Source organism: Anaerobiospirillum thomasii (assembly GCF_900445255.1).
GTDB lineage: Bacteria > Pseudomonadota > Gammaproteobacteria > Enterobacterales > Succinivibrionaceae > Anaerobiospirillum_A > Anaerobiospirillum_A thomasii.
The window spans coordinates 305,379-327,978 of record NZ_UAPU01000005.1; the positions used below are offsets into that span (position 1 = coordinate 305,379).

Below are 22,600 nucleotides of genomic sequence, written 5' to 3' on the forward strand. Positions count from 1 at the left end.
GCACAAAGGGAGGTCCTTGCTCTATATAAAATACTTAAGCTTTATGCCTTATCTACAGCAGCCTCTTTTTGCCTTTTGGCATTAAGAGCTCTTTGCATGCGTACAGTTCTTATACTCTGCAGCACAACTGAGGTAATAATAAGTATAAGACCAATAGCAAAGCTAAAATTGAGATCCTTGCTTTCATTAAAGAACACTATGGCAATAATAATGGAGTACAGAGGCTCAAGGTTAAAGGAGAGATTTATAGTAAAGGCTGAGATATGACGGGCCACATCAAGCTGCAGAAGATACAGACCTAAGGTACAGACAATAACTAAAAAAAGCAGAGCATAAAAGTCATCAAGACTTACAATAAGATTTGAAGCATCATTAAAATAGGCATAGACAGGGGTTAAGGCACTCATCATAATAAAGGCACCTGCCATCTGATACATAAAGATATTTTTAGTCTCAAAAGTAGATGAAATCTGTTTGCTTGTCACTGTATACAAGGCAGCAAGAAAAGAGGCAATAATGCCTACAGTAATACCAAGGCGGTACTGTGCATCAAAGTTGAAAATAAGGGCAATACCTAATATAGAGAGTAGGGCAAAAAAGATTTCTTTAAAGGAAAATTTAGATTTTAACAACAGAGGCTCAAGTATTGCTGTAAAAAAGCCACCTGTTGAGAGGCAGACTACGCCTATTGAGATATTAGAGAGTTTTATCGAGCCATAAAAGAAGATCCAGTGTACCACAAGCAGTGCACCTACCAACATATAGCGCACCATCATACGTCCCTGCGGCAGGGCTATGGCCTTTAAAAGCTTTAAGAGCACAAAGATGCAGATAAGAGCCATACCGGTACGATATAAAGAAAGCACAAAGGCATCAGCCTCAATAATTCTGCCAAGCACACCGGTCAGGCCTGCAATCAGTACAGCAATATGCAGTTTTACAAGAGCAAGATTTGTCATATTTATCCATAAGTTAAAATGTGAGCTTTATTGTAGCAAAAGGCTCAATTTTGTACATGTATAATTTCTATACACTAAGTTTTAACTAAGGATAGGGATCTATATTAGATACATGTTTTGAATCTAAAGGAGCAGATATGAAAAAATTACCAATGCTTTTAGCCATTATGACACTGCCTGTAATCTCTTTAACTGCCGTGGCTGAGGACAAATGCACAGCAGGTGGAACAGTAAGTGTTGCAGGCAACGGTATGGTACAGGCTATGCCTGATCTGGCCATACTGTCCTTTAGTGCCCGCCATCAGGATCCAAATCAGAAAGTAGCAAGAGATACTGTTGAGAAAACCATAAGCACCTTTATTTTAGCTCTTGAAAAGGCAGGAGTTAAAAAAGAGCAGATTAAGGCTGACAGTCTGTATCTAAGCCCACGCTATAGCTACAAGGACAATGAAAGCAAACTTATAGGCTTTGAGGCTACACGTGATATAAGTATTGAAACCTCAGATCTTGCCACCATTGGTTCTCTCGTCGATCTGGCCATTGAGTCTGGCATTAATGAAGCTGCAGGCTTTAATTATAAGGTCAAGGATTTAAAGCCATATCAGGATAAGGCTACAGCTCTTGCCATTGAAGATGCCAAAAAGAAGGCACAGCTTCTAGCTGATGGCTTTGGGGTAAAGCTTGATAAACCATGCTCACTGTCCTTTGCCAATTATGCTCAGCCTGCACTGTACAGAGCCAACAACTACAAGCTTCTGTCTACAGAAGATGCTGCAGAAAATACCTATGTACAAAAAGAGATGACAGTAAACGTTGAGGTAAATGCTGTCTTTTCAATCAAATAGTCATAATTTTCCATAACACATGTAAAGTAGTCTAAAACCTCAGGTTATACAATCTGGGGTTCTTCCCTGAAATTGGGGGTTGACCCAAGATCGCAAACGGTATCTATGGTCTTAAGCACAAGAATGCTTAAGACCCGGCCAAATTGTCAATGCAAAAACTGTCCGTCAATGACGAGCCCTTACGGGTTGGCTTTGCCAATCATTGACTGTCAGTCTTTTGCATTTGCTAAAGCTTTATGAAAAATCCCAAAGATTTTTCCCTTGAGATTAATTTTTATATTTCAGATAAAATAAGGGCCCTGACAACAACTTTACCCGACCAAAGGAAAGAATATGACAGAGCCTAGTGCTATTATAATAAATTCCTACACTGCTGCCAATACAGAAACAAATGAAACTTTAATCAAAGCCAGTGCTAATGAATTAATGCACTGTAAGTTTGAACACGGCGTTCTCAATATGTACCCGGGTTGTGTAATGTCTGGTGAGCCTGAAATAGATGCTATGGCAATGACTGTTACCTATCATCTTGGCTATACGCTTTGGAGAGAGGAGCTTGAACAAAACTGCCCACTCTGTGGCTGCCATAAAGTAAATATAAAGGACTGGGGAGAGCGCACAGTAAAAGATTGCACACTAGGACCATTTGCGGTTATTTTAAAGATACGCGTACCTAAGGTCATTTGTTGTGGATGTGACCATGCCAGATGGCTAAAGCCAAGCTTTGTCCATCCGCATCATAGGATAACCTTACGCTTATATGGGCAGATACTGCAGCTTCTTGATTTGGGCGAGAGTCATCTAGATTTAAAGAAAATAAGCTCTATCACGGCTGTAGAGGCAGATATTGTCAGGAACATTGATAAGGCAAGGCTTATAGAGATGTTCAAAGATATAAGTCTTGAAGACGTTAGGAACATAGCTATAGACGAGATAAGCGTTAAAAAGCACCATAAGTATATATCAGTCATCATAGATGCCGATACCAGGCGCCTTTTGTATGCTCCTACGGCAGAAAGAAAGATGATTTAAGGCCATTCTTTGATAGATTAAAAGAGCTTGGACTGCTTGACCAGATTGAAGGTGCAGTAATGGATGGCAACTGCGGATATCAGAATCTAGTCAAAGAGCTCTGCCCTAATGCAAAGATAGTGCTTGATTTATTCCACTGCCTGCAACAGTTTAACAGTGAAGTGGCAGATGCCATAAGGCTTGATAAAATAAAAGATTTACGCAAGGAGCTTGGCGCCATGGACGCCGGCGAGTATCAACAAAAGAAAAGTGAATACAAGAAGCGTATAAAAGATCTTAGACAGAGCAAGTGGCTGACTTACATGGGCTCAGATAAACTCAACACTCTTGAAGAGTCGCAAAAAGATCTTGTAGAAACCCTCAAACAGAATAAGACCTTGTTTACAATATCAATTTTTGGAGACCATATCAGAGATCTATGGCATAGCGGAGGTACACCTGAGCAGGTTGAAACAGAAATTAAAAACCTGTATTCACAAGCTGAAGCAACAGAAATTCCTTTACTGATAAGGTTCTGCAAGAAGCTAAAAGATTGGAGCTGTTATATTATTCATGCGGCTACAACTGGCTTAAACACCAGTATTTTAGAGGGATGCAATGCTAAATTCAAAACCATTAAAAGGGTAGCCTACGGCTTTAGAGATATAGGGTACTATATATTGAAAATGCATCAGGCTCTGTCTCGAGATAGAAAATCAACACTCAAAGCTGCCGTAGTTTCAGAGCCTGTTGAAAATAATGTTAACCCCCAAATTTAGGGATGAGTCCAATCTGGGGTTTATTTATATGTTTACAAAAGATTTTTTAATAAAGTATTCTTAAGGGTTAAAAGCAATACTGTGGTGCTGCTGCAAAGCACAGCCATTGTTAAAAGTACCATAGCACCCCTCCATGCCTTATTGTGTGTATTTTTATGTCTGAGAGCTTTAAAAAGCTTTAAAGAGTTTTAAAGCTTTTTAGTAATTTGAGCGTATTTAATGGCTATATGAAAAGTTGTGTCAGATCTCAAAGATACAATGCTTTATAATAGTGTGCCTGTAAAAAGGCTTAGATTTGTCTATTTTTTTAGTTTTTAAAGGTTTTATATGCCCAAGACAATTGAACTTCTAGCTCCGGCCCGCAATCTTGAGACTGCCATGGCAGCCATCAGCGCTGGAGCCGATGCCATCTTTATAGGCGGCAGTGATTTTGGTGCAAGATCTGGTGCTGGTAACTCAAATGATGATCTTAAAACCCTGTGCGACTATGCTCATATGTTTAATGTTAAGGTGCATGTAACTTTAAATACTCTTTTATATGACAATGAGCTTGAGCGCATGCAAAGTGTTATCTATGATGTGGCCAGAGCCGGAGTTGATGTCATTATTTTCCAGGATCTCTCCATACTGACCATGGATATACCAGAGGGTATAGAACTGCATGCAAGCACACAGTGTGATGTCTCAACCAAAGAGCGTTTTTTATTTTATAAGGATCTTAATGTCTCACAGGTAGTGCTGCCGCGTGAGATAACCTTAAATGAGCTCAAAGAGCTCAAGAGCATAGCAGGTGATGTCAAACTTGAGGTCTTTGTGGCAGGAGCTTTGTGTGTGACACAATCTGGCATCTGTTTTATCTCCGAGCTAATGACTGACCGTTCAGCAAACCGAGGATCGTGTGCCCAGATCTGCCGCCTGCCTATGGCCATGTATGATAAACATGATAAGAGCATAGCCAGCGGCCATCTAATCTCCATGAAGGATAATTTTTTACTTGAGGATTTAGAGGATTTAATTGAAGCTGGAGCCTCATCCTTTAAAATCGAGGGCCGCCTAAAAGATAAAGAGTATGTAATTAACATGGTCTCTTTATTTTCCAAAAAGCTCAACTCAATTATACAAAAGTCAGGCGGCAGATTTAAAAGATCATCAAACAATCATGTAAGCTACAGCTTTACAGCCAATCCTTTTAAAACCTTTAACCGCGGTTTTACCTCATCCATGCTGCGCTCTGACAATGCCTTTATGGTCAATATCAAAACCCCAAAGTCTTTAGGCGAGAGAATTGGTATTGTGCAAAAGACTGTATTTGATGGCAAAAACACACAGGTTTTTATCAAAAGCGAGGTTAAAAATCTGACCATTGCCAATAATGATGGTTTTTCCTATGTCACTGATGATGGTGTCAATGCAGGCTTTATGTGTAACAGAGCCGATAAGACTGATAAAAAGAATATTTATAAAATCTATGTTCATGGCAGAAAATCTGTGCCGGCTGGCATTGAGCTCTATCGCAATGAAGATACTGCCTTTAAAAAGCTTATAAACAGAGCTGATGCCTGTATACGTCATATTCCTCTTATCATGTCTGTGTATATAAAAGACAATGAGCTTTTTATAAGCTATACAGATGAGTGCGGCTCTTATGGCTCTGTAAGTGCCTTGAATACAGCCACTGACAGTGAAAATTATCTTGATTTTAACAAAGTTTTAGATAAGTGCTATAAGATAAAGAGCAAGGATCACAGTATTGTCAAAGTGCTAAATACAGCTGTAAATACTGATGATATTAAAGCTTTATTTAAAGATATAAAAGGGCAGGCAAGAGATGATAATAAGCTTTGTGGCTCTGACAGTGCAAAAAAGAGCCCTGAGCTCTTAAAGCTTTATATGCCAATCTCAAAGTTTAATGAGCTGCGCTATGCTGCCTTTGATAATTATCTAAATAGTAAAGGTCGGGTGCGCAGTGACTATAAATATAAAAATGTAGATACATATCCTGTCTATCCTGAAAGATATGTGGATAAAAGACTTATATTAAATAAAGTCTGTGCCGATTTTTATACAAAATGTCAGGTGGATTTAGATAAAGCTGCACCTAAAATGATTACACGCTCGGTTATGACCTGTAAAAACTGTCTTGTTAAAAATCACAGCCTGTGTAAAAAAGAAGGTGGCTCTACAACAGGCTTTTATCTTAAAATAGGCGATAAACGTTTTGATATTGTATGTGACTGCGTTGCATGCAAGATGCATCTTTTTGCCCATGAAGAAACACTAATTTAAATGACTGACAAGCAGCAAGAGACCTTAAATAAGGATATAAAAAGCAGCAGCGCCATTGATGCTGTCTTTGACAAAGGCGGTATCTTTGAAAAAAGCATTAAAGACTATGTGCCGCGTCAGGGACAGATGCAGATGGCTCATGCTGTAGGCCGATGCTTTAACAGGGGCAATGTGCTTATAGCCGAGGCAGGAACCGGTACAGGCAAAACCTTTGCCTATCTGGTGCCAGCCCTTAAGGCCTATAAAAATGTGGTTATCTCTACAGCATCAAAGGCTCTGCAGGATCAGATCATATTAAATGATATACCAAGACTTGTAAAAATTCTAAAGCTTGATATCAGGTACATGGTGCTAAAGGGCTTTTCCAATTATCTGTGTTTAAGAAATTTTTATGAGTCAAAACAGCTTGGCGTTTTTTCACCAAAGCAGCTTGCAAGCCTTGAGAGTCTGATTGAAAGTGAAAAGGTATTGATTGCACAGGAGAGTGATAAATGCACCTTCTGTGAGATCAACTCACGCTATCCTAAAAAAATCACCGATCTTATAACCTGTCAGAGTCATAACTGCCTGCAGGGCAGATGTATCTACAAAGATCAGTGTTTTGCCTTTGCCGCAAGACAAAGAGCTTCACAAAGTCAGATAGTGGTTATCAATCATGCTCTGTTTTTCTCAACACTGCATCTGCAAAACACCAATCCTATGGCCTCACTGCTGCCAGATTACAATGCTCTTATCTTTGATGAGGCCCATACACTGCCAGATATTGGCCGTAACTTCTTTGCCCGTTCCATATCAGGTCTTGAGCTTAAGGAAATACAAAAAGACTTTTTTGAGGCCATAAAGGATGTAAAGGATTTTCCAAAAGGTGGCTTTGAGGATCTGTTCTTGCTAATTGATGAGGCCTCAACTCATCTGTATGAGTATTTAGAGAGTAAACTGCATCCAACTGATGGCAAAGGCGAGAAAATCAATATACTGTATTTAAAGTATACAGATTATCATGAGGATGGGGATAATTTTACTGTAGATACCACTTTCAGGCAGAAGGTAGGCGATCTTTACTTAAAGCTCGATAAGCTTGTAACTTTAATGGAGAACAATAAAGAGAGTGCCGTTGAGGAGATTGAGGGTGTAGTAGGCCGTGTTGTTGAGGCCCGTGATGTCATTGTTGACTGTATGACTGTTGATAAGGACAAGATGGGTAATGTCAATAAGCAAAATCAGGTCTCATGGATTGAGCTTGGGCATAAGAATTATGCTCTTAGCATTTCACCTTTGGATATTGGCCTTGATTTTGGCAGATTTTTACTCTCAAAGATTGAAAGAAAGGTAGGTGTGGTCATGACCTCGGCTACCATATCAGTCAAAGAGTCATTTGATAAATTTATCTATGATATAGGCGGCAATCTTTTAGATGATCATATTCAGACCATGATTGTTCCATCAGTCTTTGATTATGCTAAAAACTCCATTCTCTTTGTGTCAAAGGACTTTGCTCCTATATCCGATGCCTTTAGAATAAGACGTATTATAGATAAACTTGAAAAGGCCATGGACAGCGTTACAGGAGGTATTTTCTTTTTAACCACCTCCTACAGAGCGCTAAATGAGGCCAGCGTCATTTTAGCCGATCGCTTTCGTGATAAAAGACAGGTTCTGGTACAAAACTCCATGTCAAACTCCAAACTTATGGATGAGTTTAAAAAAGATGGCAGGGCCATACTTATTGGCACCTCATCCTTCTGGGAGGGTGTGGATGTACCTGGCAGAGCTCTGTCTATGGTAATTATAGATAAAATTCCCTTTGGTCAGCCTACAGATCCTCTGCTGCAGGCCCGCTGCGAGAATTTAAAGAAAAATGGTAAAAATCCATTTATAACCTTAAGTATTCCAGAGGCTGTCATTGCCCTGCGTCAGGGGGTAGGTCGCCTGATTCGCAAGGAAAATGACACTGGAGTTATGATAATATGTGACCCGCGTCTGGAGCAAAGCTCCTATGGGCAGATTTTTTTGCAGTCACTGCCTGATATGAGACGGGCATCATCAGTTGATGATATAGTGGCATTTTTTAAAGAGGCTCAGGCATGAAAACCATTTTAGGAGTGGACAGTGCTACAGAGAACTGCTCTGCTGCACTTTTACATGATGGCAGATATTATATAAGACAGAAGGTGGCTCCACAGCAGCACACTAAGCTTATACTGCCCATGATAGATGAGATTTTGCATGAGGCAGGTATTAAAAAGACAGATGTGCAGGCTATTGCCTATGGTCACGGTCCAGGCTCCTTTACCGGTGTAAGAATTGCAGCCTCAGCTGTTCAGGGTCTGTCTTTAGGGCTTAATCTTAAAGTACAGGGCATATCCAATCTCAAGGCTATGGCCTATAAAGCCTATAAGATGACAGGCAATAAAGATGCTTTGTATGTAGCCTCAATTGATGCTCGTATGTCAGAGCTCTATCTTGGTTTATACAGGGCAGATGAGAGTGGGGCTCTTTACTTGCTTGCCGATGAGAGTGTCCTGCCTAAGGATAAAGCAGCTGAGCTTATTAAAGAGAAAGCAGGGGATTTACCTATAATCTGCTCTGGCACTGGCTGTCAGGTGCTTAAAAATGAGGAATATCTTGAAATAGACAAAATTATTGTGGATTTTCCCGATGCCTGTTCTATAATAGAGTTAGCATCAATGAATATAGATGGATTTACAGATGCCATAGAGGCACAGCCTGTCTATATACGCAATGAAGTGACATGGAAGAAAATATCACAAAGATAGGTGAGTTATGCCGCTTAATGTAAATTCAATAGGCTCAGGTAATTACGTACAGGTAATTCAAAGCGCTAAAAACCGTCAGCGCATTGATGAGCAACAGCAGCAGATTCAAAAGGAAAATGATGTTGTCATTGCCTCCTTTGTCCAAGAGAGGCTTATTGCCGCTCAGCTGCCGTCAGATATTTCAGCAGCATCTGCCAGACAGGAGATGTATGTAGCCTATGACACAGCTAAAAAACAGCACAATGATTTTAAGTCACAGCAGAATGAAAAGCAGCAGATTGATCTAAAAACCCAGGCTCAGCTTGGCGCCTATGAAACAGTGTCCAATCAGGAAAGCCGTGACAATCTGCAAAAAATGCTGGGCATCAGTATTTACGTCTAACTAGATAGTAAAAGCTAATATGTAATAATCCTCAGCCTGGCTGGGGATTATTTTTAACCTAAATCCTGTAAAAATCCAATAATAGCCATATAAAGTCCCCTCAGGATCCTGCACAGAAGATCCAGATAAATTCTTTGTGCTCTGCTACATTAGCTTTGTTTATGAGGCAAAAGCTGGCTGTAACACTTTTGTATCATAGTATAACAGTCAGCCTGTGCTTTAGAGCTGTATTTAGATAGCTTTATTTAAAACAGCATTTTTGCGTCTTTGTCTTAGCACAAAAACAATGGTAAAGAGTAAAAATGATGAGTTGACCACAGGTGGCAGGAAGGTACGGCCTGTAACCCAGATCTCATCGGCAAGATCCTGACTTATATTGAAGGTATAGCCAAGGCCAAAGGCTAAAAAGAGATTTAAAGAGCCTGAGAAATACCAGAGCATGGCCCACATAAAGGCAAGCTTATCTAAGGTAGGGGCATCTATAAAACGGTTTTTGTACATAAAAAGATTTAAGATATTCTTTTTAAAGACAAAGGTTGAAACTAAAAGTAGTGTGGCAAGAGAGTAGTTTATAAAAGTAGGCTTGAGCTTTATGATATTTTCATTCTCAAGCAATATAGTAGGCAGGCAGAAAGCCAGGGCAGCAAGCAACACCAGGGCATTTAAGCGAGTAAAGCGCCCGCACAGGGCAATAATAGAGCTTGTAATAATAACACTGACCAAAAGAGCAGTGGTGGCCTCAATAATAGTGCCATAGACTCTAAAGGCTATAAAAAAGACTAAAGCTGGTGCAATCTGCAAAGCCTTGATAAAAAACTTCATGGTATTTATGTGTACTAAAGATAAAGAATTGTGTAAAGATAGCATAAAAGACAATCTTTACATGCTTTATTGAGGATTTTTTATTACAAAAAAGTAAGCTCTTTATAAGAATTTTAATAAGCTCACAAAAATAATCCTGTCTTCAGGAGAGAAAGACAGGATCTGACACATAATTATTAGTATCTGTTACTGACCACCGCCTAAGAGGGCAAGAGCAATCTGTGGTCTCTGATTGGCCTGAGTTAAAATACTCTGTGAGGCCTGCTGCAGGATCTGATTTGCAGTTAAAGCTGCAGTTTCCTCAGCAAAGTCTGTATCACGGATACGTGAGCGGGCATCAGATTCATTTTCCTGAATGTTGGCCTGATTTCTGATGGTTGATTCCATACGGTTCTGCACAGCACCAAGCTCGGCACGCTTAGAGTCAATAACCTGAATCATGGAGTCAATATTGCCTATGGTCAGCTGGGCCTGTGACTGATTGGTTACAGAGAAACGAATGGTGTTGTTTTCAGTTACAAAACCTGTAGTTCCTGTTACACCATTAGGAATAACATTTGCCTGTGAAGCAATCGTGGAGAGCATAAAGCCCTTGGACATGCCGGTTACAGCAATAGTGTCATTGGCATTGGCACCCACCTGGAAAGTAACCATTCCGTCTGATCCAATCATAGTAGCTGCTGTATTACCATTATTACCTGTATAGTAGCCGTTCAGGACAGTTTTACCGGCAAAGCTGGTCTTACAGGCAATACGGGTAATTTCTGTACCAAGCTGAGTAAGTTCCTGCTGAATAGAGATACGATCAGTTGGTGAATAGGTACCGTTTGCAGCCTGAATAGCAAGTGTTCTGACGCGCTGCAGCATGGCAGTCATTTCGTCCATGGCGCCTTCAATAGTCTGGGCAAAGGCAATGCCGTCATTACAGTTTCTGTTACCCTGACCTAGACCATTGATCTGTGCTGTTAATCTATCTGAAATCTGCAGACCTGCAGCATCATCTTTTGCTGAGTTGATGCGAAGACCTGAGGCTAATCTCTGATAGCTTACATTAAGGGCATTGGTAGCATTGGCAAGTTTGCGCTGACCGTTAATGGATGAAACGTTAGTATTTACATAAAGGGCCATGTTATCTCTCCTTGATTTATAAATATTTTTTTAAAGACTTAGATGTCTTTAATTATGTGTACACTGATATAAGAAAAATATGTGCCAGTTTTTATAAATTATTGAAATATATTATTAATTTATGTTTTATGCTTGATTTTAAAGGCAATGTGGCAAAGTTGAAGCTGCATATGGCATGCAATTTTTGCCACTTTTTTACGGACATATAGGCAAAAATGTAAAAATAAGGTTAAAATCAGTTATTAATCAAAATGATTTTGATATCAGGAGCTGTATATGGATCAGAAAATTGAGCTTTTATGTAGAAAGCTTGGTATTGATGAGAATACTTTAAATGTCATGCTGGAGACTGGCAAGATCACCAAAGAAGAGGTAGAGCTTATTGCAGCTAAGGCCTATCAGGATGATCTTATGAACAATACTCTGCTTGCAAATTTTCAGGCCAATCTTGAGGCATTTAAAAAGTACAACACTGCCATATACGAAAAGTTTAAGGATTACAGACCTAAACGCTCATTTGATTTTTTCAGCTGTGATGATGGCTCTGTCAATCTGCAGTATGTTGATGATCAGGAATTTTTATACAAAAGCACTACTCCTAAGGCCTACTGTCAGGAGCAGGTGGATAATTTAAGCAAGACTTTATACTTTGAGTTTTTACGCTATACAAAGCAGGTTGATGACTGCGGTCAGATCCATTATCGCTATGTCAATGAAGTTGTAGATCTGATTGAATCGATTGACAAGGATCTTCTCGGGGCCAGGGCTGATGATATTGAGGCCATACCACATGTAGTGCTTTTAGGTGTGGGTCTTGGCTATATTGTAGAGATGCTCTACAGTCGTTTTGATATTGGTAATATGATTATTATCGAGCCTGATCCTGATATTTTCTATGCCTCTTTATACAGCTTTAACTGGGCTGCTCTTATTGAGTTTATACAGGAGAATAACAACCGTCTAACCTTTATGATAGATAAAACCTCAGAGGAGTATTTTTACGCTCTGTCCAATTACTATCATTCAAACGGCTGTTTCCTCTCAGCCTTTAAGTGCGTCATCAGCAGCTACAAGAGCAAGGCTATTGATGATTTTGCAGTTAAGGTCTATCCAAAGTTTTATATGTTCAGTCAGCTGCATGGCTTTATTGACGATATTCTCTTTGGTCTGTCAAATGGTGTGCACTGTATTAACGCAGGTTCAAACCTCGTGCGCAATGATGTGCTTTTAACCAAGGAGCAGCAGAGCTATCCTGTCTTTATAGTAGGCAATGGTCCATCTCTTGATGATGATATGGCTTTTCTACGTAAAAATCAGGACAGGGCTGTCATTATTGCCTGTGGCACTGCTATTGATTCACTCTATCATGCCGGTGTTAAACCTGATTTTTATGTGGCAACAGAAAGAACAGCCCATGTGGCTGAGTCTTTGGCCATGTTCGATGGTACAGACTTTTTAGATGATGTAGTGCTGCTTACAGCCAACATGGTGCATCCATATACTTTAAAATACTTTAAAAAGAATATGGTTTTTGCCAAGGCCAATGAATTTTTACTGCCGGCACTGCATGCCAACTGCGGCGATATGACACGCTTTGCCAAATGGAAGAGCATACAGCATATAAATCCTTTAGTTTCAAACGCAGGAGCTGCTGTAGCTTTGCATTTAGGCTTTAAAGAGCTGTATTTATTTGGTATTGACAATGGCAAGGCTGTATCTAAAAAGCTTAGCCACTCACAAAGCTCAGAGCTTTACAACGGCAGATATCAGGTGCCTGAGTATGGTACTGAGTACAACAATATTTCTATTGGCAACTTTGGCAATGAGATTGAGACCAATCTTCTGTATGCCACCTCCTGTGAGTTTTTATCTTTGCTTATGGAGGCTGTAAAGGATGAGGCCACATGCTATAACTGCTCTGATGGTCTTGTCATACGCCAGACTATAAGCAAGCACAGCTCTGATATAGATTTATCCGACCGACCACTGCCTGATAAAAAAGAGCTGGTGCGCTACATGCTTGAGGATATGACCTTTAAGGCCCATTTAAGCGATGAGGAGATTAAAAAAGCCTTTAACACAGAGCGCTTTGACTATCTTGTCAACATGCTTATCTCTTCGTTGAAAAAGGATTTTGTAAACCGCAAGGAGTTTACCTTTACGCTGCAGGAGCTCTCTGGCATACTGCGCAAGCTCGTCTACGGTCCTGATGTACTGTATGCCTCAACTGTTGATTCATCCACACAGTTTTTCTTTGAGCAGGCCTCAATGCTCTGCTATAGAATCAAGGATGAAAAGAAAGCCATGTACTATGCCAACAAGGTTATAAAGCTGTATCTGAATTTACTTGAGGATAGTAAATATCTGTTTAAATTCATGCCAAATTACATTCAGTCAGAGCATTTAAAGCTTATTCACAATCGTATAGGTCTTGATCATAAAGGTAGCAAGGCCCCTTACTATGACACACCATATACTCTAAAGAAGGTAGGTGAGATGGGCGGCACCAAGGTTAAATTTGTCAAAAGGTATGAATAGGGACTTTGTGGAGATAAATCTTGTCTCTTAATCACAACTCTATAGGGGCAGAGTGTGGCTCTGCCCTGACTCAGGAGGCTGTTTTCAGGCGCTTTGATAATAATCTTAAGGCCTTTAAAGAACATGCCTCCTATCTTTATCCCTTACTTGAAAACTATAAGGTTAAAAGGCAGTTTGAGCTCGTGCAGGCTGAGGATCTTAGTTTAAATCTGCGTTTTTTAGATGACGGCTCTTTATTTTATACAGCAAATACACCTTATAAAACCTGCAGCGAGCAGCTTGACTATCTTACACAAAGTCTTGTGTATGATGATCTTGAGTACTCTCATATTGATGATAATTTTGGACAGATTCATCATCGCTATGCCAATGAGGCTATTGCCTATCTAAAAGAGCATGCTCAGAGCTTAAGGGTACAAGATCTCTATGCCATGCCACACTGCGTACTCTTTGGCTGTGCTCTGGGCTACATGCCTTTAATGCTGCTTGAGAGATTTGATATACGCTCTTTAGTCATAGTTGAGAACAATATAGATATTTTTTATGCCTCATTATTTACAATAGACTATGCCTCTATCTTTTTGCACATGCAAAAGAACAATGCTCAGCTGCACTTTATTATAAATGCAGATGTGCACAAGGCCTTTCGTGAGCTTTATACCTTTTACAATGACTATGGCTTTTTTCTCTCAGCCTTTAAATGTGTTATAGCCACAGGCATAAATAATGATATAAAGCTTTTAATTGACAGTCTGTATAACAGCAGCTCCAATCTTTTATCATCTGCAGGCTTTTTTGATGATCTGCTCTTTGGCTACAGTCACGGCATTGCGTGCATAAATAAACAAAGCTCACTTATACGTAATGATGTCTGTCTAAAAGGTGATATAGCCAGTCTTAAGATTTTTGTCATAGGCAATGGCCCCTCACTTGAAAAGGATATTGCCTTTATACGAGCTAATCAGGATAAGGCTCTTATTGTAGCCTGCGGCACTGCCCTTGAAAGTCTCTACAGTCTTGGGGTTAAGGCAGATTTTTATGTGGTAACTGAAAGACCTGACTATACAGCTGCCATGCTCGATATCTTCAAAGGCACCAACTATTTAGACGATATAGTGCTTTTGAGTGCCAATATGCTCCATCCTGACAATCTTGATTACTTTGAGCACAAGCTTATTTTTGTTAAAGAGGATGAAGGACTTGGCACAGTGTTAAAGGCAGATGAGGGGTTGCACAGGATTTTTGATAACTGGGCTGGGGTTAATTATATAAATCCATTAGTTGGCAATGCTGCACTTGCGTGTATCTTAAAACTTGGCTTTAAACAGATCTATCTATTTGGCCTTGATAACGGCTCACGCACGCAGACACAAAATCATGCATCATCGTCAAAGATCTACAATGGCAGCTATAAGATAAATAAATTAAAAAGATATGATGCGCCGCTTATGGCAGAGGGTAACTTTGGTGGTCAGATCTTCTCAAATAGCCTGTATGTAACATCAAAAGAAAATATGCAAAGATCACTGTCACTGCATGCTGAGGCTTTGTGTATTAACTGCTCTGATGGTATTTTAATTGATGGGGCTTTGGGTAGACACAGCAGTGATCTTGATTTTACTGATGAGCAGGTCATTGATAAAAAGACTGTTATTGAGCAGATACTATCTGATATGAGCTTTAAAGCCCATATTGATGAGAGTGATCTAAACAGAGTCTTTGATAAAAATAAATTCAATCAGCTGTGCGACACTATAATTACTCTTTTAGACTCTAAAGCTGCATCACGTAATGAGCTTTTTTATGTAATCTCAAGAATTTCAGAGTTTTTAGGACGTATGAGTCTTGGTAGTGATGCTTTATATGCCATAGTTTTAAATGTAAGCTCACAGTTTTTCTTTTATATGGCCACTAAGGCCTTATATAAGATAAAAAATGAGCAGGAGGCATTAGAGCACAGCGGCAAAGTCATAGGTATATACAAAAACTTTTTGCAGGATTGCAAATATCTTTTCTCCTTTATGCCTAACTATATTGAAAATAAGCATCTAAAGCTTACAGGCAATAAGATTGGCCTTGATCATGATGGATCAGCTGCCCCAAGAAACTTTAGAGCCTTTAAACTCTTTAACGGTCCCGTAGAGCCTCTAGATAAGGCATTTGTCAAACGCTATGAATAAAAAAGCTTTATATAACAAGGATAAAGTAGGGAGAAGAGACTAAATTAAAGCAGGGTAAAGATGCACTTAAATACTTCATCCTACAATAGATATTAAACAAAAAAACGTTGTAAAACAAAAACTTATTATCATATAAAGCATTATTTTTTAAAATATTAACAAAATATTGAAAAAAGCTAAAGTTGCTACCTGTAGCTGACGATAATAAGTATATAAACAGAATTCATTTTAGGAGGCCCACTATGGCTCTTTTTGTAAATACCAACGTTTCATCAATTAATGGCCAGCGCAATCTGACTAATGCTACCAACAATTTAAACACCACCTATCAGAGATTATCATCTGGTATGCGCATCAATTCAGCTAAAGATGATGCAGCAGGCCTACAGATTTCAGACAGATTAACCTCACAGATCAATGGTTTAAATCAGGGTAACCGTAATACCAACGATGGCATAGCTCTTGCTCAGACTGCCGAGGGAGCCATGGATGAGATGACCACCATGCTGCAGCGTATTCGTACTTTAGCTGTTCAGGCATCAAACGGTACTAACAATGCAAAGGATCGTGATGCTCTGCAACAGGAAGTAACTCAGCTGTCTCAGGAAATTACCCGTATCGCTGAACAAACCAAGTTTGGCGGCGAGCAGATTCTGGCAGCAGGTAAAACAGGAGGCCTTGTAAACACAACAGGTAAAGTTTCTATTCAGGTTGGAGCTTATCAGGGCGATAAGCTAGAGATGACATTCTACAGTAATGGTTTTACATTAAGTGCAATTGCTTCAACTGGTGGCGCTGGTCAGATTCAACAAAATGTAAATGCTGATGGCTTAATTCTAGACGGTAGTGCAAGATTTTCAGTAAGTGGACAGACTATTGCTTCAGATGCTATTGCCGGTGTTGACAAGCTGATAGCTGCTGTAGACAAGCAGCGCGCACACCTAGGTGCTATGCAGAACCGTATGGAATCATCAATTCGCAATCAGTCAAATGTTTCCATGAACGTATCTGATGCCCGTGCCCGTATCCGTGATACAGACTTTGCCGAAGAGTCAGCTAAACTGTCACAGCAGACCATCATTCAGCAGGCAGCCTCATCCATGCTGACACAGGCCAACTCAAGACCACAGCTGGCTTTATCTCTGCTTGGCTAATATCAATAAATTTTATATGTTAAGGGAGGCATAGGCCTCCTTTTCTTTTATAAAGTTTTAATCCAAAGAAAATATATTTAAAGTTGGCACATATTTTTCATATTTGAGTTTTGATTGTTAAAAATTGCCGTTTCGGCAAAAATTAAAAGCAAAAATAACTCAGGAGAAAAATATGGCTCTTTACGTTAATACTAACGTTTCATCCATTAATGGCCAGCGTAAACTTACAAATGCAACCAATGCTCTTAACGTTTCATATCAGAGATTAGCATCAGGTCTTAGAATTAACTCAGCAAAAGACGATGCTGCTGGCTTGCAGATCTCTGACCGTTTAACCTCACAAATCAATGGTTTAGGTCAGGGAAACAGAAATTGTAATGACGGCATAGCCTTTGCCCAAACTATTGAAGGCGCCATGGATGAGATGACCAATATGCTGCAGCGCGTCAGAACTCTCTCCATTCAGGCAGCTAACGGTACCTATTCAACTGAGGATAGAAAATCCATTCAGCAGGAGCTGACCCAGCTCTCAGTAGAAATCACCCGTATTGCCTGTAAGACCACATATGCCGGCAAGACTGTATTAAATGGCTATGTACAAGGTAATGCAGCGCAGAATGCCAATACAATCATTGGATCAGATGGTAATGTAACCTTCCAGGTTGGTGCCAATGCCAATGACACCATTGCTGTAACAGGTATGTCCAAAGGCTTTGTTTTATCTTTTATTGCATCAATGGCAGGTACTATTCAGGCCAATCCTCCTTCAAATACAACAGGATTTGTTGTATCAAATGGTATTTTTAGATTCTCAGTAACCAATCAGTCACAGGCGCAGTTAACTCTAGGCAATATTGACTCAATGATTCAGGTTATCGACTCCAAGCGTGCCGAGCTTGGTGCTGTACAGAACCGTATGGAATCTACCATCAGAAATCAGGCCAATATTCAGGAAAATGAATCTGATGCCCGCTCACGTATCCGTGATACAGACTTTGCTGAGGAAACAGCAGCACTTACTGCCAATCAGATATTGCAGCAGGCTTCACAGTCAATTTTATCCCAGGCCAATCAGAGACCACAGATTGCTCTGTCTCTGCTTGGAGGTTAAAAATTATTTAAAGCTTTCTCTCCTGAGCAATATGCTCATTGGCCAGAGATTTTTCTCTGGCCCTTTTTAGACACGTCTAAAATCATGAGAGCTTAGAAGCACTCTTAAAGACCGCCTGCATCTATTATCCATTCTCCAATGTAAAGACTGGCTTAGGTATTTATCTCTTTTTTATCTTAAAAAAAACTATATTCTATCTTTATCCACGCTGAGAATCTGCCTTAATCCTGTAAAGTTTTTACAACATCAATTGCAAGATTTTGCCTTGCCTTATCGCAATAAAAATGGAGATAAAAGTGAAAAAAGACTATAGATCTTATCTGTGCAAGCTAAGCTTATGTTTTTATTGACTTTTTAATATGATTTTATAATTTACTAAAAATGTGATTCAGATCACTGTACAAAAAAGTCATATTAGCTCTTTTAATACATTAACATAAATATTGAATGTAAAAGGGACTGAATAAAATTTAAAATACCATCAATTTTATTAAATGTGCTAACCATGTATAAAAAAAGATGTGATCTTGATTTATAAAATTGAAGGACATTTGATAGCAATTTGCATGTGACAACATGTATCAAGTCAAATAATTACACTGAATACACACAAACAAATTTTATAAATCACAAACATGAGGTGTAATTATGTTCCCATCAAACTTCAAAGTTAAGGACTACTACAAGCTATACATCGACGGCAAGTGGGTCGATGCATCAGATGGTGCTGTGGTAAAAACCTACTGTCCAGCCAACGGCGAGCAGATCTCAAGCTTTGCCGATGCCACAGAGCAGGATGTGGACAAGGCAGTTGCTGCAGCCCGTGCCGCCTTTAAGACCTGGTCCAAGACCACTCCTAAGCAAAGAGCAGAGATTTTAAACAAGATAGCCGATATCATTGACGCCAATAAAGAAGAGCTGGCAATGATTGAAACTGTAGATAACGGTAAACCAATTCGTGAGACCATGGCCGTTGATGTTCCTCTCGCTGCCACCCACTTTAGATACTTTGCAGGCGTAATTTTAGCCGAGGCCGGCGAGGCCAACGTGCTTGATGGCAACTTCCTGTCCATCATCCTGCGTGAGCCTTTAGGTGTAGTAGGTCAGATTGTGCCATGGAACTTCCCATTCCTCATGGCAGCCTGGAAATTAGCTCCGGTACTTGCTGCAGGTGACTGTACTGTATTTAAGCCTTCATCAACCACCTCACTGTCAGTTCTGCGTTTAGCCGAGCTTACACAGGAAGTAATTCCTGCCGGTGTCTTTAACGTTGTGACAGGACGTGGCTCCAAGTCAGGCAACTTCATGTTAGAGCATAATGGCTTTGACAAGCTGGCCTTTACAGGATCAACCGAGGTAGGTCGTGATATTGCTGTAGCTGCTGCTAAGAGACTTATCCCATCAACCTTAGAGCTTGGCGGTAAGAGTGCCAACATCATCTTTGATGACAGCCGTATGGAGCAGGCTTTAGATGGTGCCATGCTTGGAATTCTGTTCAATCAGGGACAGGTATGCTGCGCAGGCTCACGTATCTTCGTGCAGGATACCATCTATGATAAGTTTGTAGGTGAGCTTGTAGAGAGATTCAACAAGGTAAGAGTAGGTCTGCCTTGGGATATGAATACTCAGATGGGTGCTCAGATTGATGAGAAGCAGTTAAATGACATCTTAAAATATGTAGAAATCGGTAAAGCCGAGGGCGTCAAGGTACTGTGCGGCGGTGTAAGAGAGACCACAGGAGATCTGGCCAAGGGTGCATTCTTAAGACCAACACTGCTGGGCGAGGCACAAAACTGCATGCGCGTCTGCCAGGAGGAGATCTTCGGCCCTGTAGCATCAGTCATTCGCTTTAGCACCGAAGAGGAAGTTATTGCCATGGCCAATGACTCAATCTACGGCTTAGGTGGTGCTGTCTTCTCAACTGATATCAACCGTGCTCTGCGTGTAGCAAGAAGCATTGAGACCGGCCGTATGTGGGTCAACACCTACAATCAGATCCCTGAGGGCTCACCATTTGGCGGCTACAAGCAGTCAGGTATTGGCCGTGAGACACACAAGATGATTCTTGAGCACTACACACAGTGCAAGAATATTCTGATTAATCTGTCAGAGCAGCCAACAGGTTTCTACCCAAAAGCCTAATACCCCTTAAATAAAGTAACAAGTCATAACTAAAGAAAGCTCCAGATGGGGCTTTCTTTTTTAGCTCTAGACTTTAAATTACATGTAAAATCTTAAAAGTCAGATGTTATCTATTTAGATCATTTACTCTGTCTTGAGAGTGTAGAGAGCTAAACTGCAGGCAGTATCTGTCTAAATCTCTAAGTTAAGAATGAGCTCTTTGATGGTTCCTTTCTTTTAAATAAAGTATAGCTATATGTGGTTGTAAGAGTGATCTTAGCATTGTCAATATTCTTATCTTTTTGTTAGCAAAGTATTTTTTTATTGTGTCAGGGAAAAGGGGCTATTAACAAAAGCTTAAAAAGAGCAAAATTTTTGAAAATTAGCTGCTATGAGCTGTGTTTGGCATAGGGTGGCAAAGAGATGATAGTAAGAGTCACAAACAGGGAGCAGGGTAGAGATATAAAAAAAGGACCTTGAGGTCCTGATTTTAAAAAGTGGTGCCCAGAGCCGGGGTCGAACCGGCACGAACGTATAAGGTTCGAGGGATTTTAAGTCCCTTGTGTCTACCTATTTCACCACCTGGGCATACTTTAAATGGAGGCGCGTTCCAGAGTCGAACTGGACTAGACGAATTTGCAATCCGCTGCATAACCGCTTTGCTAACGCGCCATAACAAATTTTTACTTATTGGAGCGGGAAACGAGGTTCGAACTCGCGACCCTAACCATGGCAAGGTTATGCTCTACCAACTGAGCTATTCCCGCATCGCTTAAGTGGTGCCCATTATATATGATTGAATTTTCAAGTCAATAGTTTAAACACACTTTTTTTTATAAAAGCCAAACAAAATATTAATACAACCTTACAAAATCCCTTATATATCGCATTTATGAATTTAAATATTTTTTATAAATTTCCTGTAAATTTTAATATTTAAAACAGTGCAGGACCATTAAGGGCATCTTATAAGTTGATAAAAGAGAGCATAGGCTGTATCAGATTTATGCACTATTAAACTTTTTATTCTAAAATAGAGCGCATGGTGGAGAGTAAATATGCAAAATAGAAAATATCTTAGTGTATCGCAGTTTATTGATATTACAGACAATGCTCTAAAGCGCTTTGGCAGTGCCGTGATCCTAGGCGAGATCTCAGAGATTGCACATTACTCACATCTGTACTTTAAGATAAAAGATGAGATCTCAGCCCTTGAGTGCATTATGTTTGCCTCAAATCTTTCATCTTTAAACTTCAGACCACAGATTGGTCAGAAGGTTCTGGTCACTGGTGTATCCTCAGTCTACAAAAAAAACGGCTCTTTTAAATTTATAGTAAGAAATATGATTATGGCTGGCGAGGGCCTTATCATGGAAAGGCTGCGTCTTTTAAAAGAGCAGTTAAATTCTCAAGGTGTCTTTGCTGCAAGCAAAAGAGCTCTGCCAGAGATCATTGATACAGTAGGTATTATCACCTCAAAAGAGGGACGTGTGCTGCATGATATGGTGCGCACCATAAGGCAAAGAAGCTCTGTTATAAATATAGAGCTCTATGATGCCATGGTGCAGGGTGATGAGGCGCCCAAAACTCTTATTGAGGCACTGCACAGGGCCAATACAGAGGGGAAGTGCGATGTTCTTATTATAGGCCGCGGCGGTGGCTCCTTTGAGGATTTACTGCCATTTTCTGATGAGAGCCTGGTGCGTGAGATAGCAAAATCTAAAATTGTCACCATCAGTGCTGTAGGTCATGAGCCAGATGTCTCTTTAAGTGACTTTGCAGCAGACTTTAGAGCAGCCACACCTACAGCTGCAGCTGTTATGGTCAGTGCCATGACAGATGACATGCTGCTTACACGCCTTGATAAAATCACAGATGGCATGACACAGGGGCTGTTACGTCAGATTGACTATCTTATGATGAAAAATGACAGCATAAGCTCAAGGCTTAAAGCTTCAAATCCACTGCAACATTTAAATCTTGTTGAATCAAGGCTCAATGCTATAGTGCAGAATCTTTCAGCTTTAATGTATCACAGCCTTGATAACACCATGCAGCGCCTTAATGATGATATAAAGGATTTAAATTTAGCTCTTGATAACAGATTAAATCAGACACAGCAAAGGCTTGATAAGGTTTTATACAATCTTGAGAGCTTTAACCCTCTATCTAAAATCTCTGTGTTTGACAGTGTACTTGATGGTATAAGCTCAAGGCTTAACAGTGCCTGTGACTTTTATCTGCACAATACAGATAAAAGGCTGGTCTATATCATAGACAAAATGCAGATGCTAAATCCTCTGCAGACTCTAAAGCGCGGCTATGCTATTGCCTATAACGACAAAGGGCAGATGTTAAAGGCTAAAGAGACAAAGACAGGGGATAAAATCAGGATAAGACTTGATGATGGTGTCATTAAAGCTACAGTTAATGATACTAATGACAAGCCTGCAGATGCCACTATTGTGGATTAAGCTGCACATAAGGCTTTAGGCACGCGTTTACGT

General features: G+C 40.0%; 16 protein-coding genes and 3 tRNA genes. 13 read left to right on the forward strand and 6 right to left on the reverse strand.

Features of this window, described 5'->3' with window-relative positions; genetic code table 11:
- Positions 1–41: 41 nt before the first annotated feature.
- The gene (locus tag DRZ93_RS01725; protein ID WP_113744425.1) at positions 42–959 is read right to left on the reverse strand and encodes a DMT family transporter; all 918 of its coding nucleotides are present in this window, start codon (positions 957–959) and stop codon (positions 42–44) included.
- A gap of 137 nt (positions 960–1,096) precedes the next feature.
- Here DRZ93_RS01725 and DRZ93_RS01730 point away from each other — a divergent pair, with 137 nt between their 5' ends.
- The 7 genes from DRZ93_RS01730 to DRZ93_RS01760 all read left to right on the forward strand — a co-directional run bounded on the left by DRZ93_RS01730 (position 1,097) and on the right by DRZ93_RS01760 (position 9,039).
- Positions 1,097–1,804 (forward strand): SIMPL domain-containing protein, encoded by a 708-nt coding sequence (locus tag DRZ93_RS01730; RefSeq protein WP_113744426.1) that lies wholly within the window; start codon positions 1,097–1,099, stop codon positions 1,802–1,804.
- Between the two features lie 333 nt (positions 1,805–2,137).
- Positions 2,138–2,836: a transposase family protein gene (locus tag DRZ93_RS01735; protein ID WP_113745637.1), complete on the forward strand. Its 699-nt coding sequence runs from the start codon at positions 2,138–2,140 to the stop codon at positions 2,834–2,836.
- On the forward strand, positions 2,767–3,594 hold the full coding sequence (locus DRZ93_RS01740; protein ID WP_113745638.1) for a transposase: 828 nt from the start codon (positions 2,767–2,769) through the stop codon (positions 3,592–3,594). Before DRZ93_RS01735 ends, DRZ93_RS01740 begins: the two co-directional genes overlap by 70 nt.
- A gap of 327 nt (positions 3,595–3,921) precedes the next feature.
- Positions 3,922–5,880: a peptidase U32 family protein gene (locus DRZ93_RS01745; protein WP_113745639.1), complete on the forward strand. Its 1,959-nt coding sequence runs from the start codon at positions 3,922–3,924 to the stop codon at positions 5,878–5,880.
- Entirely contained in the window at positions 5,881–7,968 is a 2,088-nt protein-coding gene (locus tag DRZ93_RS01750) for an ATP-dependent DNA helicase (protein ID WP_113745640.1), read from the forward strand.
- On the forward strand, positions 7,965–8,657 hold the full coding sequence (gene tsaB / locus DRZ93_RS01755; protein WP_113744429.1) for a tRNA (adenosine(37)-N6)-threonylcarbamoyltransferase complex dimerization subunit type 1 TsaB: 693 nt from the start codon (positions 7,965–7,967) through the stop codon (positions 8,655–8,657). The genes DRZ93_RS01750 and tsaB overlap by 4 nt, the downstream gene beginning before the upstream one ends.
- Before the next feature lie 7 nt (positions 8,658–8,664).
- Positions 8,665–9,039: a hypothetical protein gene (locus DRZ93_RS01760; RefSeq protein ID WP_113745641.1), complete on the forward strand. Its 375-nt coding sequence runs from the start codon at positions 8,665–8,667 to the stop codon at positions 9,037–9,039.
- 231 nt (positions 9,040–9,270) lie between these two features.
- Here DRZ93_RS01760 and DRZ93_RS01765 read toward each other — a convergent pair whose 3' ends face one another.
- Both DRZ93_RS01765 and DRZ93_RS01770 read right to left on the reverse strand, forming a co-directional pair.
- Positions 9,271–9,906: a septation protein IspZ gene (locus tag DRZ93_RS01765; RefSeq protein ID WP_113745642.1), complete on the reverse strand. Its 636-nt coding sequence runs from the start codon at positions 9,904–9,906 to the stop codon at positions 9,271–9,273.
- A gap of 141 nt (positions 9,907–10,047) precedes the next feature.
- Complete coding sequence (locus tag DRZ93_RS01770) at positions 10,048–10,989, reverse strand: flagellin N-terminal helical domain-containing protein (protein ID WP_113745643.1); 942 nt, start codon at positions 10,987–10,989, stop codon at positions 10,048–10,050.
- A 276-nt stretch (positions 10,990–11,265) separates the two neighbouring features.
- Here DRZ93_RS01770 and DRZ93_RS01775 point away from each other — a divergent pair, with 276 nt between their 5' ends.
- The 5 genes from DRZ93_RS01775 (at position 11,266) to DRZ93_RS01795 (ending at position 20,114) form a co-directional block, all read left to right on the forward strand.
- Positions 11,266–13,527, forward strand: coding sequence for a motility associated factor glycosyltransferase family protein (locus DRZ93_RS01775; protein ID WP_113745644.1), 2,262 nt, complete (start codon positions 11,266–11,268; stop codon positions 13,525–13,527).
- Positions 13,528–13,547: 20 nt separating this feature from the next.
- Positions 13,548–15,707, forward strand: coding sequence for a motility associated factor glycosyltransferase family protein (locus DRZ93_RS01780; protein WP_113745645.1), 2,160 nt, complete (start codon positions 13,548–13,550; stop codon positions 15,705–15,707).
- A 242-nt stretch (positions 15,708–15,949) separates the two neighbouring features.
- Complete coding sequence (locus tag DRZ93_RS01785) at positions 15,950–16,861, forward strand: flagellin N-terminal helical domain-containing protein (RefSeq protein WP_113745646.1); 912 nt, start codon at positions 15,950–15,952, stop codon at positions 16,859–16,861.
- 172 nt (positions 16,862–17,033) lie between these two features.
- Positions 17,034–17,972, forward strand: coding sequence for a flagellin N-terminal helical domain-containing protein (locus DRZ93_RS01790; RefSeq protein ID WP_113745647.1), 939 nt, complete (start codon positions 17,034–17,036; stop codon positions 17,970–17,972).
- A gap of 648 nt (positions 17,973–18,620) precedes the next feature.
- On the forward strand, positions 18,621–20,114 hold the full coding sequence (locus DRZ93_RS01795; RefSeq protein WP_113745648.1) for an aldehyde dehydrogenase family protein: 1,494 nt from the start codon (positions 18,621–18,623) through the stop codon (positions 20,112–20,114).
- A gap of 477 nt (positions 20,115–20,591) precedes the next feature.
- Here the strand turns inward: DRZ93_RS01795 and DRZ93_RS01800 are convergent.
- The 3 genes from DRZ93_RS01800 to DRZ93_RS01810 form a co-directional block, all read right to left on the reverse strand.
- Positions 20,592–20,681: transfer RNA gene (locus tag DRZ93_RS01800), tRNA-Leu, on the reverse strand.
- A gap of 10 nt (positions 20,682–20,691) precedes the next feature.
- Positions 20,692–20,765 (reverse strand) — tRNA-Cys (locus DRZ93_RS01805).
- Positions 20,766–20,784: 19 nt separating this feature from the next.
- Positions 20,785–20,860 (reverse strand) — tRNA-Gly (locus DRZ93_RS01810).
- 291 nt (positions 20,861–21,151) lie between these two features.
- Here DRZ93_RS01810 and xseA point away from each other — a divergent pair.
- The gene (gene xseA, locus DRZ93_RS01815; RefSeq protein ID WP_113745649.1) at positions 21,152–22,567 is read left to right on the forward strand and encodes an exodeoxyribonuclease VII large subunit; all 1,416 of its coding nucleotides are present in this window, start codon (positions 21,152–21,154) and stop codon (positions 22,565–22,567) included.
- Positions 22,568–22,600 lie beyond the last annotated feature (33 nt).

Coding starts and splice junctions, on each gene's coding strand:
- xseA (WP_113745649.1), top strand. CDS start 21,152: ATGCAAAATAGAAAATATCTTAGTGTATCGCAGTTTATTGATATTACA.
- DRZ93_RS01775 (WP_113745644.1), top strand. CDS start 11,266: ATGGATCAGAAAATTGAGCTTTTATGTAGAAAGCTTGGTATTGATGAG.
- DRZ93_RS01735 (WP_113745637.1), top strand. CDS start 2,138: ATGACAGAGCCTAGTGCTATTATAATAAATTCCTACACTGCTGCCAAT.
- DRZ93_RS01785 (WP_113745646.1), top strand. CDS start 15,950: ATGGCTCTTTTTGTAAATACCAACGTTTCATCAATTAATGGCCAGCGC.
- DRZ93_RS01790 (WP_113745647.1), top strand. CDS start 17,034: ATGGCTCTTTACGTTAATACTAACGTTTCATCCATTAATGGCCAGCGT.
- DRZ93_RS01725 (WP_113744425.1), bottom strand. CDS start 959: ATGACAAATCTTGCTCTTGTAAAACTGCATATTGCTGTACTGATTGCA.
- DRZ93_RS01730 (WP_113744426.1), top strand. CDS start 1,097: ATGAAAAAATTACCAATGCTTTTAGCCATTATGACACTGCCTGTAATC.
- DRZ93_RS01770 (WP_113745643.1), bottom strand. CDS start 10,989: ATGGCCCTTTATGTAAATACTAACGTTTCATCCATTAACGGTCAGCGC.
- DRZ93_RS01760 (WP_113745641.1), top strand. CDS start 8,665: ATGCCGCTTAATGTAAATTCAATAGGCTCAGGTAATTACGTACAGGTA.
- DRZ93_RS01745 (WP_113745639.1), top strand. CDS start 3,922: ATGCCCAAGACAATTGAACTTCTAGCTCCGGCCCGCAATCTTGAGACT.
- DRZ93_RS01750 (WP_113745640.1), top strand. CDS start 5,881: ATGACTGACAAGCAGCAAGAGACCTTAAATAAGGATATAAAAAGCAGC.
- DRZ93_RS01765 (WP_113745642.1), bottom strand. CDS start 9,906: ATGCTATCTTTACACAATTCTTTATCTTTAGTACACATAAATACCATG.
- tsaB (WP_113744429.1), top strand. CDS start 7,965: ATGAAAACCATTTTAGGAGTGGACAGTGCTACAGAGAACTGCTCTGCT.
- DRZ93_RS01795 (WP_113745648.1), top strand. CDS start 18,621: ATGTTCCCATCAAACTTCAAAGTTAAGGACTACTACAAGCTATACATC.